The sequence below is a fragment of the Microbacterium sp. genome (assembly GCF_036566905.1).
GTDB lineage: Bacteria > Actinomycetota > Actinomycetes > Actinomycetales > Microbacteriaceae > Microbacterium.
The window spans coordinates 1-15,156 of sequence record NZ_DATCVK010000225.1; the positions used below are offsets into that span (position 1 = coordinate 1).

Annotated in this window: 15 protein-coding genes and 1 pseudogene; 15 read left to right on the forward strand and 1 reads right to left on the reverse strand. The window is 72.2% G+C overall.

The window, feature by feature from the left end; genetic code table 11:
* Window positions 1-137 precede the first annotated feature (137 nt).
* The 13 genes from VIP82_RS20315 to VIP82_RS20375 all read left to right on the forward strand — a co-directional run bounded on the left by VIP82_RS20315 (window position 138) and on the right by VIP82_RS20375 (window position 13,401).
* Window positions 138-1,073: a winged helix DNA-binding protein gene (locus VIP82_RS20315; protein ID WP_331911985.1), complete on the forward strand. Its 936-nt coding sequence runs from the start codon at window positions 138-140 to the stop codon at window positions 1,071-1,073.
* A gap of 127 nt (window positions 1,074-1,200) precedes the next feature.
* Entirely contained in the window at window positions 1,201-1,908 is a 708-nt protein-coding gene (locus VIP82_RS20320) for a sirohydrochlorin chelatase (RefSeq protein ID WP_331911987.1), read from the forward strand.
* 158 nt (window positions 1,909-2,066) lie between these two features.
* A complete protein-coding gene (locus VIP82_RS20325; RefSeq protein WP_414684712.1) occupies window positions 2,067-3,794 on the forward strand; it encodes a nitrite/sulfite reductase in 1,728 nt (575 codons plus the stop codon).
* Window positions 3,791-4,534 (forward strand): phosphoadenylyl-sulfate reductase, encoded by a 744-nt coding sequence (locus VIP82_RS20330; protein ID WP_331911989.1) that lies wholly within the window; start codon window positions 3,791-3,793, stop codon window positions 4,532-4,534. Before VIP82_RS20325 ends, VIP82_RS20330 begins: the two co-directional genes overlap by 4 nt.
* A complete protein-coding gene (gene cysD / locus VIP82_RS20335) occupies window positions 4,531-5,520 on the forward strand; it encodes a sulfate adenylyltransferase subunit CysD (protein WP_331911991.1) in 990 nt (329 codons plus the stop codon). Before VIP82_RS20330 ends, cysD begins: the two co-directional genes overlap by 4 nt.
* The gene (gene cysN, locus VIP82_RS20340; RefSeq protein WP_331911993.1) at window positions 5,520-6,902 is read left to right on the forward strand and encodes a sulfate adenylyltransferase subunit CysN; all 1,383 of its coding nucleotides are present in this window, start codon (window positions 5,520-5,522) and stop codon (window positions 6,900-6,902) included. The genes cysD and cysN overlap by 1 nt, the downstream gene beginning before the upstream one ends.
* 65 nt (window positions 6,903-6,967) lie before the next feature.
* Window positions 6,968-8,047 (forward strand): aliphatic sulfonate ABC transporter substrate-binding protein, encoded by a 1,080-nt coding sequence (locus tag VIP82_RS20345; RefSeq protein WP_331911995.1) that lies wholly within the window; start codon window positions 6,968-6,970, stop codon window positions 8,045-8,047.
* A gap of 1 nt (window position 8,048) precedes the next feature.
* Window positions 8,049-8,948: an ABC transporter ATP-binding protein gene (locus VIP82_RS20350; RefSeq protein WP_331911997.1), complete on the forward strand. Its 900-nt coding sequence runs from the start codon at window positions 8,049-8,051 to the stop codon at window positions 8,946-8,948.
* Complete coding sequence (locus tag VIP82_RS20355) at window positions 8,938-9,864, forward strand: ABC transporter permease (RefSeq protein WP_331911999.1); 927 nt, start codon at window positions 8,938-8,940, stop codon at window positions 9,862-9,864. The genes VIP82_RS20350 and VIP82_RS20355 overlap by 11 nt, the downstream gene beginning before the upstream one ends.
* Window positions 9,861-10,676: a uroporphyrinogen-III C-methyltransferase gene (gene cobA, locus VIP82_RS20360; RefSeq protein WP_331912001.1), complete on the forward strand. Its 816-nt coding sequence runs from the start codon at window positions 9,861-9,863 to the stop codon at window positions 10,674-10,676. The genes VIP82_RS20355 and cobA overlap by 4 nt, the downstream gene beginning before the upstream one ends.
* Before the next feature lie 46 nt (window positions 10,677-10,722).
* Window positions 10,723-12,117, forward strand: coding sequence for an FAD-dependent oxidoreductase (locus tag VIP82_RS20365; protein ID WP_331912003.1), 1,395 nt, complete (start codon window positions 10,723-10,725; stop codon window positions 12,115-12,117).
* Window positions 12,114-12,443 (forward strand): ferredoxin, encoded by a 330-nt coding sequence (fdxA, locus tag VIP82_RS20370; protein ID WP_045299416.1) that lies wholly within the window; start codon window positions 12,114-12,116, stop codon window positions 12,441-12,443. The genes VIP82_RS20365 and fdxA overlap by 4 nt, the downstream gene beginning before the upstream one ends.
* Entirely contained in the window at window positions 12,436-13,401 is a 966-nt protein-coding gene (locus VIP82_RS20375) for an NAD(P)/FAD-dependent oxidoreductase (RefSeq protein WP_331912005.1), read from the forward strand. The genes fdxA and VIP82_RS20375 overlap by 8 nt, the downstream gene beginning before the upstream one ends.
* A gap of 100 nt (window positions 13,402-13,501) precedes the next feature.
* Here VIP82_RS20375 and VIP82_RS20380 read toward each other — a convergent pair whose 3' ends face one another.
* Window positions 13,502-13,975, reverse strand: coding sequence for a hypothetical protein (locus VIP82_RS20380; RefSeq protein ID WP_331912007.1), 474 nt, complete (start codon window positions 13,973-13,975; stop codon window positions 13,502-13,504).
* Between the two features lie 170 nt (window positions 13,976-14,145).
* Between VIP82_RS20380 and VIP82_RS20385 the strand changes: the two genes are divergently transcribed.
* Window positions 14,146-14,850: a response regulator transcription factor gene (locus tag VIP82_RS20385; protein WP_331912009.1), complete on the forward strand. Its 705-nt coding sequence runs from the start codon at window positions 14,146-14,148 to the stop codon at window positions 14,848-14,850.
* Window positions 14,847-15,156 (forward strand): annotated as a pseudogene (locus tag VIP82_RS20390) (hypothetical protein); the annotation flags it as partial. The gene VIP82_RS20385 and the pseudogene VIP82_RS20390, both read left to right, overlap by 4 nt.

Below are 15,156 nucleotides of genomic sequence, written 5' to 3' on the forward strand. Positions count from 1 at the left end.
TCGGGAGTAGACGGCATGCATCCAACTTACATGTGACTTGACATGCATCCCAACTACATGTCACACTGCATGTACATGCACTTCGACATGTAAAACGCGGCGGCTTCTCATGCCGCCCCTCCCAAAGGACTTCACACATGAACGACATCACCGACAACGAAGAGAACGACAACGAGAACGAGAACGATGCTCCCCGCCCCACCGACCGCCGCCCTCTGGGCTACTGGCTGCGTGTCGTCGACGCGCTCTTGACGCGCGAGTTCGCGGCAGCGCTCGAGGCCGAAGGCGTCACCCGCCGCGACTGGATGCTGCTGAACGTGCTCTCGGGCGACGTCGACGCCCCCGAGTTCCGTGAGCGCCTCGCCCGCAAGGGCAAGCGCCTGCGCGGCCTCGAGGAGCGCGGCTGGGTCGTCGAACGCGGCGACGGAACGTGGGCGCTCACCGAGCTCGGCCGCTCCGAGAAGGAGCGCATCGGCGCCATCGTCGACGGCATCCGCTCGCGGATCGTCGCCGCGGCCGGCGACGACGAGGCGTACGCCGCGCTGACCGCCTCGCTCGAGGCGATCGCCCGCGAGCTCGGCTGGGACGAGAGCGCTGCAGGCCGCGAGCGCGGCTTCGGCGGCTTCGGCGGCTTCGGAGGGTTCGGACGGCCCGGCTTCGGCCGGGGCGGCGCCCCTGCCTTCGGGCCGGAGTTCCGCGGCCACGGCTTCGGACCGGGCTGGGGGCCGGGATTCGGCGGGCGTCCGCGCCCGTTCGACCCTGACATCCACGACGGCTACGGGCACAACCGCCACCGCGGCTTCGCTCCCGGGCGCCCCGGCCACCCGGCCGAGCGCTTCGACGAGCCGATGCGCGGCTACGGCGAGCACGGCTGCGCGGGCCACCACCCGCATGCCGGCCACAGCCACCGCGACCACGAGGGCGACGAGCAGGGCGACCACGGTCATCACGGCGGTCCCCGGCACCACGGCGACCGCGGTCGCGGCCACCACGGCGGTCAGCGCACCGAGCGCGCGTACGAGCGCGGCTTCGACGCCGGGTTCGCCCGAGGCCGCGAGGCCGGAGCCGCCTGACCCCGGCATCAACTCCGCTCGCCTGTCACGATCTGCGGCCGCCCGCCGCACCTCGTGACAGGCGAGCAGTGTATGTATGCCGACGCCCTGTCACGCGTGCGTCACACGCGGAGGGCAAAATGGGCAGGTGACCAACGCGCCCGCGCTCCTCGCCATCTCGCACGGCACGGCCTCGCCCGCCGGACAGGCGGCCGTCGCGGGACTGGTGGATGCCGTCGCACGGCGGCTCCCGGACGTGACCGTGAGCCTCGGGCACGTGGACGTGCAGCAGCCCGATGTCGCGGCATCCCTCGACGCGATCCCGCAGGGCACGCCCGTCGTGATCGTCCCGCTGCTGCTGTCGGCCGGGTACCACGTGCGCGTCGACCTCATCGCCCAGACCGCCGGCAGGGAGGGCGTCGTCATCGCCCCCGCGCTCGGCCCCGACCCCCGGCTCGTCGATGCGCTCGCGGCACGCCTCGCGCCGCTCGCACCGGCCTCCGACGACGCTCTCGTGCTCGCGGTGGCGGGCTCCAGCGACGACCGGGCGAACGAGGACTGCCGCGTCACCGCGAGGATGCTCGGCGAACGCCTCGGGCGCGAGGTGTCGGTGGGCTTCCTCGCCGCCGCCGACCCGCGCCTCGATGTCGCGGTAGCGGAGGCCGCTGCGACGCCGGCAGCGCGCACCCTGGTGGCGGACTACCTCCTCGCCCCGGGCTACTTCCACGACCTCGCCGTGCGGATGGCGGCCGGTGCCCCCGTGGCGCCACCGCTCCTCGGCGACGACGAGCCGCCGGCATCCCTGATCGACATCGTCGTCGATCGCTACCACGCCGCCGCGGGCTTGTCGGACTGAGTCCACAAACGCGCCCACCCGCAACTGTGTGACGCCCCGTTACGCCGGTTAACGGCTCTTGACGTTCGGATAGGCCCCCGGGCCGCTCGCTTCTAGCCTCGCGGAATGGACTCGTTAGAGTCCGCCCCGGGGACGCCCGGGATCACCCGGAGGCCATCGTGACCATCAGCGAAACCGAAGCGCGCGCTGCGTCGGACCGCCCGCGCGCCGCCGTGCGACCGCCGCGGGCGTCGTCGAAGCCGAACGGCCAGTGGAAGATCGACGGCACCGCGCCGCTCAACGGCAACGAGGAGTGGAAGCAGGTCGACAACGGCCTGAGCGTCCGCGACCGCATCGAGCAGACCTACTCGAAAGGCGGATTCGCGTCGATCGACCCGACCGACCTGCACGGCCGGTTCCGCGTGTGGGGTCTGTACACCCAGCGCAAGCCCGGGATCGACGGCGGCCGCACCGCGACCCTGACCCCCGAAGAGCTCGAGGACGAGTTCTTCATGCTGCGGGTGCGCATCGACGGCGGCCAGCTGACCACCGCGCAGCTGCGCGTGATCGCCGGCATCTCGACCGACTTCGGCCGCGACACCGCCGACATCACCGACCGCCAGAACATCCAGCTGCACTGGATCCGCGTCGAGGACGTGCCTGAGATCTGGCGCCGCCTCGAGGCCGTGGGCCTGCAGACCACCGAGGCGTGCGGCGACGTGCCGCGCGTGATCCTCGGCTCTCCGGTCGCGGGCATCGCCGCCGACGAGCTCATCGACCCGACGCCGCAGATCCACGAGATCACCGCCCGCTTCCTGGGCGACGAGACCCTGGCCAACCTGCCCCGCAAGTTCAAGTCCGCGATCACGGGGCACCCGAGCCAGGACGTCGTCCACGAGATCAACGACATCGCCTTCGTCGCGGTCGAGCACCCCGAGCTGGGCGTCGGCTACGACCTGTGGGTCGGCGGCGCGCTGTCCACCACTCCGCGTCTCGGCGAGCGCCTCGGCGCGTTCGTGCGGCCCGACCAGGTCGCGGATGCCTGGCACGGCGTCACCCAGATCTTCCGCGACTACGGCTACCGGCGCCTGCGCAACAAGGCGCGCCTGAAGTTCCTGCTCGCCGAGTGGGGCACCGAGAAGTTCCGGCAGGTCCTGCAGGACGAGTACCTCGGCTATGCCCTCCCCGACGGCCCCGCCGCCCCCACCCCCGCGACTCCCGGCGACCACGTCGGCGTCCACGAGCAGAAGGACGGCCGCTTCTACATCGGCGTCACGCCCATCGTCGGCCGCGTCTCGGGCCCGACGCTCGCCAAGCTCGCCGACGTCATCGAGGCGCACGGCTCGAGCCGCCTGCGTACGACGCCGCACCAGAAGCTCGTGATCCTCGACGTGCCGGCCGAGAACGTCGAGCCGCTGATCGCGGAGCTCGACGCGCTCGGGCTGCAGGCGCGTCCGAGCCTGATCCGCCGCGGCACGATCGCCTGCACCGGCATCGAGTTCTGCAAGCTCGCGATCGTCGAGACCAAGGTCAACGCGACCGCCGCCGTGCTCGACCTCGAAGAGCGTCTCAACGGCTTCGAGCTGCCGCATCCGATCTCCCTCCATGTCAACGGATGCCCCAACTCGTGCGCGCGCATCCAGACCGCCGACATCGGGCTCAAGGGCCAGCTCGTCACCATCGACGGCGAGCAGGTGCCCGGCTACCAGGTGCACCTGGGCGGCGGACTCGCCTCGCAGGACCGTGACGAGCCTGGCCTCGGGCGCACCGTGCGCGGCCTCAAGGTGGCCGCCGACGGCATCGCCGACTACGTCGAGCGCGTCGTGACCCGCTTCCTCGCCGACCGTGAGGCCGACGAGACCTTCGCCCAGTGGGCGCACCGCGCCGAAGAGGAGGCGCTGCAGTGACCGTCTCACTCGCCCCCCGCGTCGCCGTCAAGCGCACGCGCGAAGAGCTGAAGGCCCTCGCCGAGCAGGGCAACCTGGAGCTCGGCAGCCTCACCGACCACGAGGCATCCGCCGCCGAGGTGGTGGCGTGGGTCGCGCGCAACTTCGGGACGGATGCCGCCGCCGTCGCCTGCTCCATGGCCGACGCCGCGCTCCCCCACCTCGTCGCCGAGCAGCTGCCCGGCGTCGACGTGCTGTTCCTCGACACCGGCTACCACTTCACCGAGACCTACGCGACGCGCGACGAGGTGCAGCGTGCGCTCGACGTGCGGATCGTCGACATCACCCCCGACCAGACCGTCGCCGAGCAGGACGCCGAGTTCGGCGCCCAGCTCTTCGCCCGCGACCCCGGCCTCTGCTGCGCCCGCCGCAAGGTCGCCCCGCTGCAGGACGCCCTCGGCGGCTACGAGGTGTGGTTCACCGGCGTGCGCCGCGATGAGGCGCCCACGCGCACGAACACGCCCCTCGTGACGTGGGACGAGCGCAACGGGCTCGTCAAGGTCAACCCGGTCGCGGCGTGGAGCTTCGACGACGTGCTCGCCTACGCCACCGCGCACAAGGCGCCGGTGAACCTGCTCGTCGGGTTCGGCTACCCCTCCATCGGCTGCGAGCCGTGCACGAAGCCGGTCGCGGCCGGCGAAGACCCCCGGTCCGGCCGCTGGGCCGGGCTCTCGAAGACCGAATGCGGGCTCCACGAATGACCCTCTCGAACACTCAGAGCGTTTCGTCTCGCTTGTTCCTCGCTCGCTCAACGACCGAGGTTCCGGTCGTTGAGCGAGCGAAGCGAGACGAAACGCCGCTCTCGACGCTCGACCTCCTCGAGGCCGAGGCGATCCACGTGATCCGCGAGGTCGTCGCCGAGTTCGAGCGGCCCGTGCTGCTGTTCTCCGGCGGCAAGGACTCGGTCGTCGTGCTGCACCTGGCGACCAAGGCGTTCGCGCCCGGCCGCGTGCCGTTCCCGGTGCTGCACGTCGACACCGGGCACAACTTCCCCGAGGTGCTGGCCTTCCGCGACGAGACCGTCGAGCGGCTCGGCATCCGTCTGGAAGTCGCCCGTGTGCAGGACTACATCGACGACGGTCGCCTGCAGGAGCGCGCCGACGGCACACGCAACCCGCTGCAGACCGTGCCGCTGCTCGACGCCATCGCCGCCGGCCGCCACGACGCCGTGTTCGGCGGCGCCCGCCGCGACGAGGACAAGGCACGCGCCAAGGAGCGCATCATCTCGCTGCGCGACGAGTTCGGACAGTGGGATCCCCGCAACCAGCGCCCCGAGCTGTGGAGGCTCTACAACGGGCGCCACACGCCCGGCCAGCACGTGCGGGCCTTCCCGATCTCGAACTGGACCGAGCTCGACGTCTGGCGCTACATCGAGCGCGAGCGCATCGCGCTGCCGCCGCTGTACTTCGCGCACGAGCGCGACGTCTACGCGCGTGACGGCATGTGGCGACCCGTGGGTCCGTTCTCGCCGCCCCGCGAGAGCGAGCGCGTCGAGCGCCGCACCGTGCGGTACCGCACCGTCGGCGACATGAGCTGCACCGGAGCGGTGGAATCGGATGCCGCGGACCTCGCCGCGATCGTCGCCGAGGTCGCCGTCTCCACCCTCACCGAGCGCGGCGCGACCCGCGCCGACGACCGCCTCAGCGAGGCGGCCATGGAGGACCGCAAGAAGGACGGGTACTTCTGATGACTGTTCTCACCGCCCATGACTCGGCCCCCGAGCATGTCGAAGGGGCGCTCCGGCCCGTTGCTGAGCCCGCCGACGCACAGCGACCGGACTCGGGCACGCTGTTCCGGTTCGCGACCGCGGGATCGGTCGACGACGGCAAGTCGACGCTGGTCGGCCGGCTGCTGCACGACTCCAAGGCGATCCTCGCCGACCAGCTCGAGCAGGTCGCCCGCACGTCCGCCGACCGCGGCTTCGCGCACGGCGACTTCGACTTCGCGCTCCTCACCGACGGCCTCCGCGCCGAGCGCGAGCAGGGCATCACGATCGACGTCGCCTACCGCTACTTCTCGACGGGCACGCGATCGTTCATCCTCGCGGACTGCCCGGGCCACGTGCAGTACACGCGCAACATGGTCACCGGCGCGACGACCGCCGACGCCGTCATCGTGCTCGTCGACGGCCGCAAGGGCGTGCTCGAGCAGACCAAGCGGCATCTCGCCGTCGTGGCGCTGCTGCGCGTGCCCCACGTGATCGTCGCGGTCAACAAGATCGACCTGATCGGCTTCTCGGCGGATGCCTTCGCCGATGTCGCCGGGCAGGCCCGGGCCGTCGCCACCGAGCTCGGCATCGAGGATCTGCACGTGCTGCCCGTGTCGGCGCTCGAGGGCGACAACATCGTGGACCGCTCCGAGCGGACGCCCTGGTACCAGGGTCCGGCACTGCTCGAGCTGCTCGAGACGCTCCCTGCGGCCGAAGCGCTCGAGCAGGAGCTCGAGCCGCTGCGGCTTCCGGTGCAGCTCGTGCTGCGCCCGCAGGGCGGGCTCGCCCCGGGCATCGATGCCGCCCAGGCCGAGCAGCTCCGCGACTACCGTGCGGTCGCGGGCCGCATCTCGAGCGGCGTCGTGCGCGTGGGCGACCGGGTGGAGGTGTTCCCCGCGGGCCGGGAGACCACGGTCACCGGCATCCGCTCCGCCGGCACGGAGGTCGAAGAGGCGACCGCGCCGCAGTCGGTCTCGCTCGAGTTCGAGGACGACATCGACACCGCGCGCGGTGCCCTCGTGGTCGCGGCCGGCTCGCTGCCGGCGGCCCGACGGGAGTTCGACGCCGAGCTGTTCCAGCTCGATGCGCGGACGCTGACCCCCGGCATCCGTGTCCTCATCAAGCACGGCACCGCGACGGTGCAGGCCATCGTCGCGCAGATCGAGTCGCGCTACGACCTCGATGCGCTCACGCACGAGCCCGCGCAGACGCTCGAGACCAACGACATCGGCCGCGTGCGGCTTCGGGTGGCGGCCGACCTGCCGCTCGAGCCGTACCGCACCAGCCGCCACGGGGGCTCGTTCCTCGTGATCCATCCGTCCGACGGCGCCACACTCGCCGCCGGCATCGTGCGCGACTGAGCCTCCCGCTCGCCCGCCGCGCACACCACCCACCGAGCAACACCCGAACCGAAGGAGGCGACACCGTGAATAAAATCCGCACCGCGACCGCAATCACAACCCTGGGACTCGTGGCGGCCATGATGGCCGGCTGCGCCTCCGCCGCCGCATCTCCGAGCGAGACCGCGGCCGGTGGCGACAGCCCGTCGGTCGACGAGCTGCGCCTGGGCTACTTCGCCAACGTCACCCACGCGCCCGCGCTCGTCGGGCTCGAAGAGGGGCTCTTCGAGGACGCGCTCGGCGACGTCGACGTGACGACGCAGGTGTTCAACGCCGGTCCGGCCGCCATCGAGGCGCTCTCGGCCGGCGCGATCGATGCCACGTACATCGGCCCGAACCCGTCGATCAACACGTTCATCCAGTCGGGCGGCGAGTCCGCGCGCATCGTCGCGGGAGCGGCCACCGGCGGTGCGGCGCTCGTCGTGCGCGAAGGCATCGATTCGCCGGACGACCTCGCGGGCACGACGCTCGCGTCGCCGCAGCTGGGCAACACGCAGGACGTCGCACTGCGGAAGTGGCTCGCCGACGAGGGCTTCGAGACCGACACCTCCGGCGGCGGCGACGTGCAGGTCACACCCACCGAGAACGCGCAGACCCTCACGCTCTTCCAGCAGGGGGAGCTCGACGGCGCCTGGCTGCCCGAGCCGTGGGTGTCGCGCCTCATCCTCGACGCCGGCGCGCACGTGCTCCAGGACGAGGCCGACCTGTGGGAGGACGGCGAGTTCCCGACCACTGTGCTCCTCGTGCGCAAGGAGTTCCTCGATGAGCACCCTGACGTGGTCGCCGACCTGCTGAAGGGCCACGAGGCCGCCGTGCAGTGGATCGCCGACAACCCCGACGAGGCGCCGGCCGTCATCAACGGCGCCATCGAGAAGGAGACCGGCAAGCCGCTGGACGACGCCGTGATCGAGCGGGCCCTCGAGCACGTCACGTTCTCGGTCGACCCCCACGCCGACACGTTCGAGACGCTCGTCGAGAACGGCATCGAAGCGGGCACCCAGAAGGAGGGCTCGATCGAGGGGCTCTTCGATCTGCGCCTCCTGAACAAGCAGCTCGAGGCCGAGGGCGAAGACACCGTCTCGGCGTCAGGGCTCGGCGAGGATTGACATGAGCACCGCTCCCGCATCCGCCTCCGGGGCCGCGCAGGCGACCCCGGAGGCGGGCGCGCCTGCCCGTGAGCAAGCCGGCGCGCAGGCCCGCGAGACGCGCCGCAGCCCGCTCGGCCCCAGCTTCGACAGCGTGACCCCGGTGCCGGCCTCGGCGCCGGCTGCCGCTCCCGCGGTTCGGATCGACGGCGTCTCCAAGCGGTTCGGCGCCGGACCCGTCGTGCTCGAGGACGTGTCGCTCGACATCGCACCGGGCGAATTCGTGTGCCTGCTGGGCGCCTCCGGCTGCGGCAAGTCGACGCTCCTCAACCTGATCGCGGACCTCGACAAGCCCACCGCCGGACGCATCGACACGCCCGCCGAGGGTGCGGCCGTCATGTTCCAGGAGTCGGCGCTCATGCCCTGGCTCACCGCGCGCCGCAACGTCGAGCTGGCGCTGCGCCTGCGCGGCGTGCCCCGTGGCGAACGGCGCGAGAAGGCGCTGACGCTGCTGGATGCCGTGAACCTGGCGGACGCGGCCGAGAAGCGCCCGCACGAGCTCTCGGGCGGAATGCGCCAGCGCGTGGCCCTGGCCCGGGCTCTCGCCCAGGACCGCCCGGTGCTGCTCATGGACGAGCCCTTCGCCGCTCTCGACGCGATCACCCGCGACCTGCTGCACGAGGAGCTCGAGCGCGTCTGGCGGGCCACCGGCCGCACCATCGTGTTCGTCACGCACAACGTGCGCGAGGCCGCGAGGCTCGGCCAGCGCGTCGTGCTGATGGGCAGCCGCCCCGGCCGCATCGTGCAGGAGTGGACCATCGCGAAGACCACCGGACGCCGCATCGAGTCGCCCGAGGTCGCCGCCCTGTCGGTGGAGATCACCGACCAGCTGCGGAAGGAGATCCGCCGCAATGCCGCGTGACACCGCCACCACCATCGCCCGGGGGTCCAGCGAACAGACCCCCGTGATCCCCGACGACCTGCGCAGCCTCGCCGCCGGTCTCGACAGCCTCCAGACGGATGCCGAGCGCGGGCCCGGCCCGTGGCGCCGGTTCGCGACGAGCGTCGTGCCGCCCATCCTCTTCGTCATCATCCTCATCGTCGCGTGGCAGCTCTACGTCGTCATCGCCCAGCCGCGGCCCGACATCGTGCCGGGCCCGGTGGACGTGTGGAACGCGCTCGGCCTGGCGTGGGACTCGGGCCGCCTCCAGGAGGCGGTCGCGACGAGCCTCGAGCGCGGCGTCATCGGCTTCCTCATCGCCATCGTCGTCGGCACGCCCATCGGCCTGCTGCTCGCCGAGGTGCGGCCGATCCGCCGGGCCGTCGGCCCCATCATCTCGGGCCTGCAGGTACTGCCCTCGGTCGCGTGGGTGCCGGCCGCCATCATCTGGTTCGGCCTGTCGGACGCCACCGTCTACTTCGTCATCCTGATGGGCGCGATCCCGTCGATCGTCAACGGCCTGATCGCCGGCATCGACCAGGTGCCGCCGCAGCTGCGCCGGGTCGGCACCGTGCTGGGCGCCTCGCGGTGGCAGCTGGCCACCGCGGTCATCCTCCCCGCCGCGCTCCCGGGGTACCTCGCCGGACTCAAGCAGGGCTGGGCGTTCTCGTGGCGCTCGCTGATGGCCGCCGAGATCATCACGGTCGGCGGCACCATCGGCTTCGGCCTGGGCACGATGCTGCAGAACAGCCGCGAGCTCGCCGACCTCGCCGGAGTCCTCGGCACGATCCTCGTGATCCTCGCGATCGGAGTGCTCATCGAGCTCGTCTTCTTCGGACCGCTGGAGCGACGGATGCTGAAGCGCCGCGGCCTGCTCGTCACGGGAGGCGCCCGATGACCCTTCGATACGCGCAGGACACCGCGGGCAAGGTGTGGCTCGTGGGGGCCGGACCCGGCGACGCCGGACTCCTCACCATCAAGGGGCTGCGCGCCCTCGAGGCGGCCGACGTCATCGTGGCCGACCGGCTGGGCGCGCGTGCCGTGCTCGACGGCCTCGCCGCCGACGGCGTGGTGCTGCGCGGCGAGGTCGTCGACGTCGGCAAGCAGCCCGGCCACCACGCCGTGCCGCAGGATGCCATCAACGCCCTGCTCGTCCAGCTCGCACACGACGGCAAGACCGTGGTCCGCCTCAAAGGCGGCGACCCGTACGTGTTCGGCCGCGGCGGCGAGGAGCTCGCCGCCTGCCAGGCCGCGGGAGTGGTCGTCGAGGTCGTCCCCGGCATCTCGAGCGCCATCTCGGTGCCGGCGATCGCCGGCATCCCGCTCACCCACCGCGGCGTGGCGACCGCCTTCACCGTCGCGACCGCCCATGACCAGATCGCGTCGCTCGGGGGCGGCCGCGACCACACCGTCGTCCTGCTCATGGGGATCGCCACGCTCGCGAACTCCGCGATCACGCTGGCCCGCGGCGAGCGCGGCGGCGACTGCCCCGTCGCGGTCGTCGAGGACGGCTTCGGCCCGCGCCAGCGGGTGACGGTGGGGACGCTCTCCACGATCGCGCACCAGGCGGCGGCTCGCGGCATCCGCTCCCCCGCCGTCGTGGTCGTCGGCGACGTGGTGCGGCTCAGCCCGTACGCCCCCGCGGCGCTGGCGACCCTCGATCTCTCCTCGTACGACCCGCTCACTCCCGAGCGCAGCCCGCGCGCCTGACCGGCCGCACGCGCGCTCCGTCCGCCTGACCCGAAAGAACCCCACCGTGACTTCTTCGAGCCTCCAGAACCTCCGCGTCGCGATCGTCGGCGCCGGCCCCGCCGGGATCTACGCCGGCAACATCCTCACGAACTCGGTCGTCGAGGCGGGCGGATCCGTGTCGATCGACCTCTTCGAGTCGCTGCCCGCGCCGTACGGCCTCATCCGCTACGGCGTCGCCCCCGACCACCCCCGGATCAAGGGCATCGTCAACTCGCTGCACGAGATGCTCGACGCCGGCACCACGCGGTTCATCGGCAACGTCGAGGTCGGCCGCGACATCTCGCTCGCCGAGCTGCAGGAGCGCTACGACGCCGTGACCATCGCGACGGGTGCCATCCGCGACGCCGCCCTCGACATCCCCGGCATCGACCTGCCGGGCTCGTACGGCGCCGCCGACTTCGTGGCCTGGTTCGACGGCCACCCCGATGTGCCGACCGAGTGGACGCTCGATCAGCGCGAGGTCGCCGTCATCGGCAACGGCAACGTCGCGCTCGACGTCGCCCGCGTGCTCGCGAAGCACGCCGTGGACCTCCGCTCCACCGAGATCGCCGACAACGTGCTGGCCGGCCTCGAGGCATCCGCGGTCACCGACGTCCACGTCTTCGGCCGGCGCGGCCCCGCCGACATCAAGTTCACGCCCATCGAGCTGCGCGAACTCGGCGAGGTGCCGAACGTCGACATCGTGGTGCACGACGAGGACTTCGTCGACGCCGACCCCGCGAACGCGGCCAACAACCAGCTCAAGGTGATGCTGCGGGTGCTCAACAGCTGGCGCACGCGCGAGTCGACCGGCGCGCCGCGGCGCCTGCACCTGCACTTCTACCACGCGCCCGTGGCGGTGATCGGCGAGAGCCGCGTGGAGGGCCTGCGGTTCGAGCGCACCGAGCCGACCGGCGACGGGCGCGTGCGGGGCACCGGCGAGTTCCGCGAGATCGCGGTGCAGCAGGTGTACCGCGCGGTCGGCTACTACGGCACGCCCGTCATCGACGCGCCGTTCGACGAGAAGGCCGGTGTGGTCTCGAACGTCGAGGGACGGGTGAAGGATGCCGCGACCACCGGCGACGTCGAGGCTCCGGTGATCCCGGGCCTCTACGCCACCGGCTGGATCAAGCGCGGCCCGGTCGGCCTCATCGGCCACACCAAGTCCGACGCGATGGAGACCATCGCGCACCTCGTGTCGGACGTCGAGGCCGGGCGCCTCTCGGCCCCGACCATCGATGGCGACGTGCTCGAGGTGCTCGACGAGCGCGAGGTCGCGTACACGACGTGGGACGGCTGGCTCGCCCTCGACGCGCACGAGCGCGACCTCGGCGCGAACCACGTCCACACCCGCGAGCGCGTCAAGGTCGTGCCGCGCGACGAGCAGGTCGGCATCTCACGGGGAGTGCTCGTCCGGTGACGTATGTGATCGCCCTGCCGTGCGTCGATGTGAAGGACCGCGCCTGCATCGACGAGTGCCCGGTGGACTGCATCTACGAGGGTGAGCGGTCGCTGTACATCCACCCCGACGAGTGCGTCGACTGCGGCGCCTGCGAGCCGGTCTGCCCGGTCGAGGCGATCTACTACGAGGACGACCTGCCCGAGGAATGGCAGGACTACTACACCGCGAACGTCGAGTTCTTCGACGACATCGGGTCGCCCGGCGGTGCGGCCAAGACCGGCGTCATCGCGAAGGACCACCCGGTCATCGCGGCGCTTCCTCCCCAAGGAGACGGCCATGACTGACCCCCTTCCCGCGGCGGACTCGACCGAGGTCGACGTCGTCATCATCGGCGGCGGCCCCGCCGGGCTGTCGGCCGCCCTCAACCTCGGGCGCGCCCGCGCCTCGGTGGTGCTGGTCGACGCCGGGCGGCCGCGCAACGCCGCCACGCTGCGCTCGCACGGCTTCCTCACCCGCGACGGCGTCTCGCCGCTCGAACTGCGCAAGCTCGCCCGCGCCGAGCTCGCGGCCTACCCGAACGTGCGGGTGCTCGACCGCACCGTCGTCACGGCGCTGCTCGAGAACGCGGGCGACGACGGGCTGCGCTTCATCGCCGCACTGCACGGCCGGGGCTCCGGCATCCCGCCCGCCGTCGCGGCGCGATCCGTGCTCGTCGCGACAGGGCTGCGCGAGACCCTGCCCGACATCCCGAGCCTGCGCGCGTACTACGGCATGACGATCTTCAGCTGCGCCGCGTGCGACGCGTGGGAGCTGCAGGACCGTCCGCTGGCGCTGATAGGCGAGACGCCCGACCTCGCCGCGCGGGCCCGGCTGATCGCCCGCTGGACCGACCGGCTCACCGTCTTCACCAACGGGTCGGATGCCGTCGACACGGTCGAAGAGGCGGAGCTCGCGGCATCCGGGATCGTCGTCGAGAGACGGGCGATCGACGATCTCGAAGGCGACCGCGGCGCGGTGTCGGCCGTGCGCCTCGTCGACGGCACGCGGATCGAGATCGACGGCGGCTTCGTGCGACCCCAGTGGCATCCGGCGCTCGATTTCGTCGGCGGCATCGAGCTCGACCGCGATGAGTTCGGCAATCTGGTCACCGATCGCTCCGGGCGCACGTCTGTCGCGGGGCTGTACGCCGCGGGGGATGCCGCCTCACCGGGTCCGCAGCAGCTCATCGTCGCCGCCGGCCAGGGCGCCCGCGCCGCCGCGGTGCTCGTGCACGATCTCGTCGGCGTCCGCACCGCCCACTGACGGCCCGCCGCGTCCCGCCACCTTGACGCTCTGCGTGCTGCAGGGTGCCCGGCCGGCGCGCCGCGTGACGCGATGCGCCGGTCTCGGCACGGCACGGACGCTACGGCACCCGGTTCAGCGTGCACACAAACTGCGTGACGACGCCGTTGTCGATGAGGTCGCCGGCGGTTAGCGCCGCCCACACCTCGTCCGCGGCGTCCAGCACGCCATCGCGGTCGAGGTCGCCCGACGCCAGCGCGGCGCCGTAGCCGTGGGGTGCCGACACCGCGTGCACCTGCCACCGACCGCCGTTGTAGCCGGGGTCGCCCGGCGCGACCTCGGCGACGCTCGCCTGCAGGGCGCCGAAGCTGTAGATCACGTCCCACGACTGCGCCGGCGCGCGCGTGTGCGACAGGTCGGTCGGGGTCGCGACCGTCCGCCACAGGACGTGGTCGACGTAGATGACGCCGTCGTCGGTGACGCCTCCCGATCCCGCCGCGAACGCGGCACCGCCCGTCGTCAGCGACACCGCGCCGATCGCTGCCGCCACCGCCGCTATGGCCAGCCGGCCGCGCGCGAACTTCCTGCGAATCATCGGATTCCACCTTCCCTCCCGGCCGGATGGCCGGTACGGGCTCAGTCAACGCGCGGTCGCCGCCGCACTCCATGACGGCGTCCTCACCGAGTCCTTACGAAGTCCTTTCGCGCCGCCGGAAAGGCGCCCGGACCGGTGCAGGCACTCGGCCCGAGACCTATCCTGACCACGTGAGCACGGTGCTGGTCGTCGACGACGATGAGGACGTCGGCGACGTCGTCGCCGCGTATCTTCGCAGCGCCGGCCTCACGGTGCGGCGGGCCGCGGACGGGATCGACGCGCTCCAGGCGGTCGTCGCGGATCGTCCCGACATCGTCGTGCTCGACCTGATGCTGCCCGGCATCGACGGCCTCGAGGTATGTCGCCGGCTGCGCCAGAGGTCGCCCGAGCTCCCGATCGTCATGCTGACGGCCCGGGGCGAGGAGGACGACCGCATCCGCGGGCTCGAGGTCGGGGCCGACGACTACGTGACCAAGCCGTTCAGCCCGCGGGAGCTGGTGCTGCGGGTGCAGTCGGTACTGCGGCGCAGCGCCTCGCTCGCCGCGGAGGTGTCCGTCCCCGCGGAGCTGCCCGACGTCGCCGTCGATGGAGACCTCGTCATCGACCGGCGGGCGCGCCGGGTGCACCTGGCCGGCAGCGAGCTGTCGCTCACCGTGCGCGAGTTCGACCTGCTCTCGTGGCTGGTCGCCCACCCGGGCGACGCCCTGCGCCGCGATGACCTGATGCGGGACGTGTGGGGCTGGGACTTCGGCGATCCGTCGACCGTGACCGTGCACGTGAGCCGGCTGCGGGACAAGATCGAGCACGACCCCGCCGCGCCGCGCCGGCTCGTGACGGTGTTCGGCGTCGGGTATCGATGGGATGCCGCGACATGAGCATCTCGACGGACGCCCTGTTGTTCTCGGCCGGCGCCGCCGCGGCGACCGGAATCGTCGGCGCGGCGCTGGTGCTCGCGCTCGCCCGCGTGCGCGTGGCGGCCGCCGCGATCGTCGCCCCGCTCGTGGTCGTGCTGTCGATCGCGGTGGGGGTCGTCGTCGGTGCGGCGTCGATGCTTCTCACCGCCGGCGACATGACCGGCCTGCTGCTCGTGCTGCTGGCCAGCGTGCCGGCCGCCCTGGCCGCCGGTATCGTCATCGCCGCCCGCATCCAGTCGGCCGCGCGGGCCGCCGAGCGCGCGGCCG

Coding starts and splice junctions, on each gene's coding strand:
- VIP82_RS20315 (WP_331911985.1), top strand. CDS start 138: ATGAACGACATCACCGACAACGAAGAGAACGACAACGAGAACGAGAAC.
- cysD (WP_331911991.1), top strand. CDS start 4,531: ATGACCCTCTCGAACACTCAGAGCGTTTCGTCTCGCTTGTTCCTCGCT.
- VIP82_RS20350 (WP_331911997.1), top strand. CDS start 8,049: ATGAGCACCGCTCCCGCATCCGCCTCCGGGGCCGCGCAGGCGACCCCG.
- VIP82_RS20375 (WP_331912005.1), top strand. CDS start 12,436: ATGACTGACCCCCTTCCCGCGGCGGACTCGACCGAGGTCGACGTCGTC.
- cobA (WP_331912001.1), top strand. CDS start 9,861: ATGACCCTTCGATACGCGCAGGACACCGCGGGCAAGGTGTGGCTCGTG.
- VIP82_RS20380 (WP_331912007.1), bottom strand. CDS start 13,975: ATGATTCGCAGGAAGTTCGCGCGCGGCCGGCTGGCCATAGCGGCGGTG.
- cysN (WP_331911993.1), top strand. CDS start 5,520: ATGACTGTTCTCACCGCCCATGACTCGGCCCCCGAGCATGTCGAAGGG.
- VIP82_RS20355 (WP_331911999.1), top strand. CDS start 8,938: ATGCCGCGTGACACCGCCACCACCATCGCCCGGGGGTCCAGCGAACAG.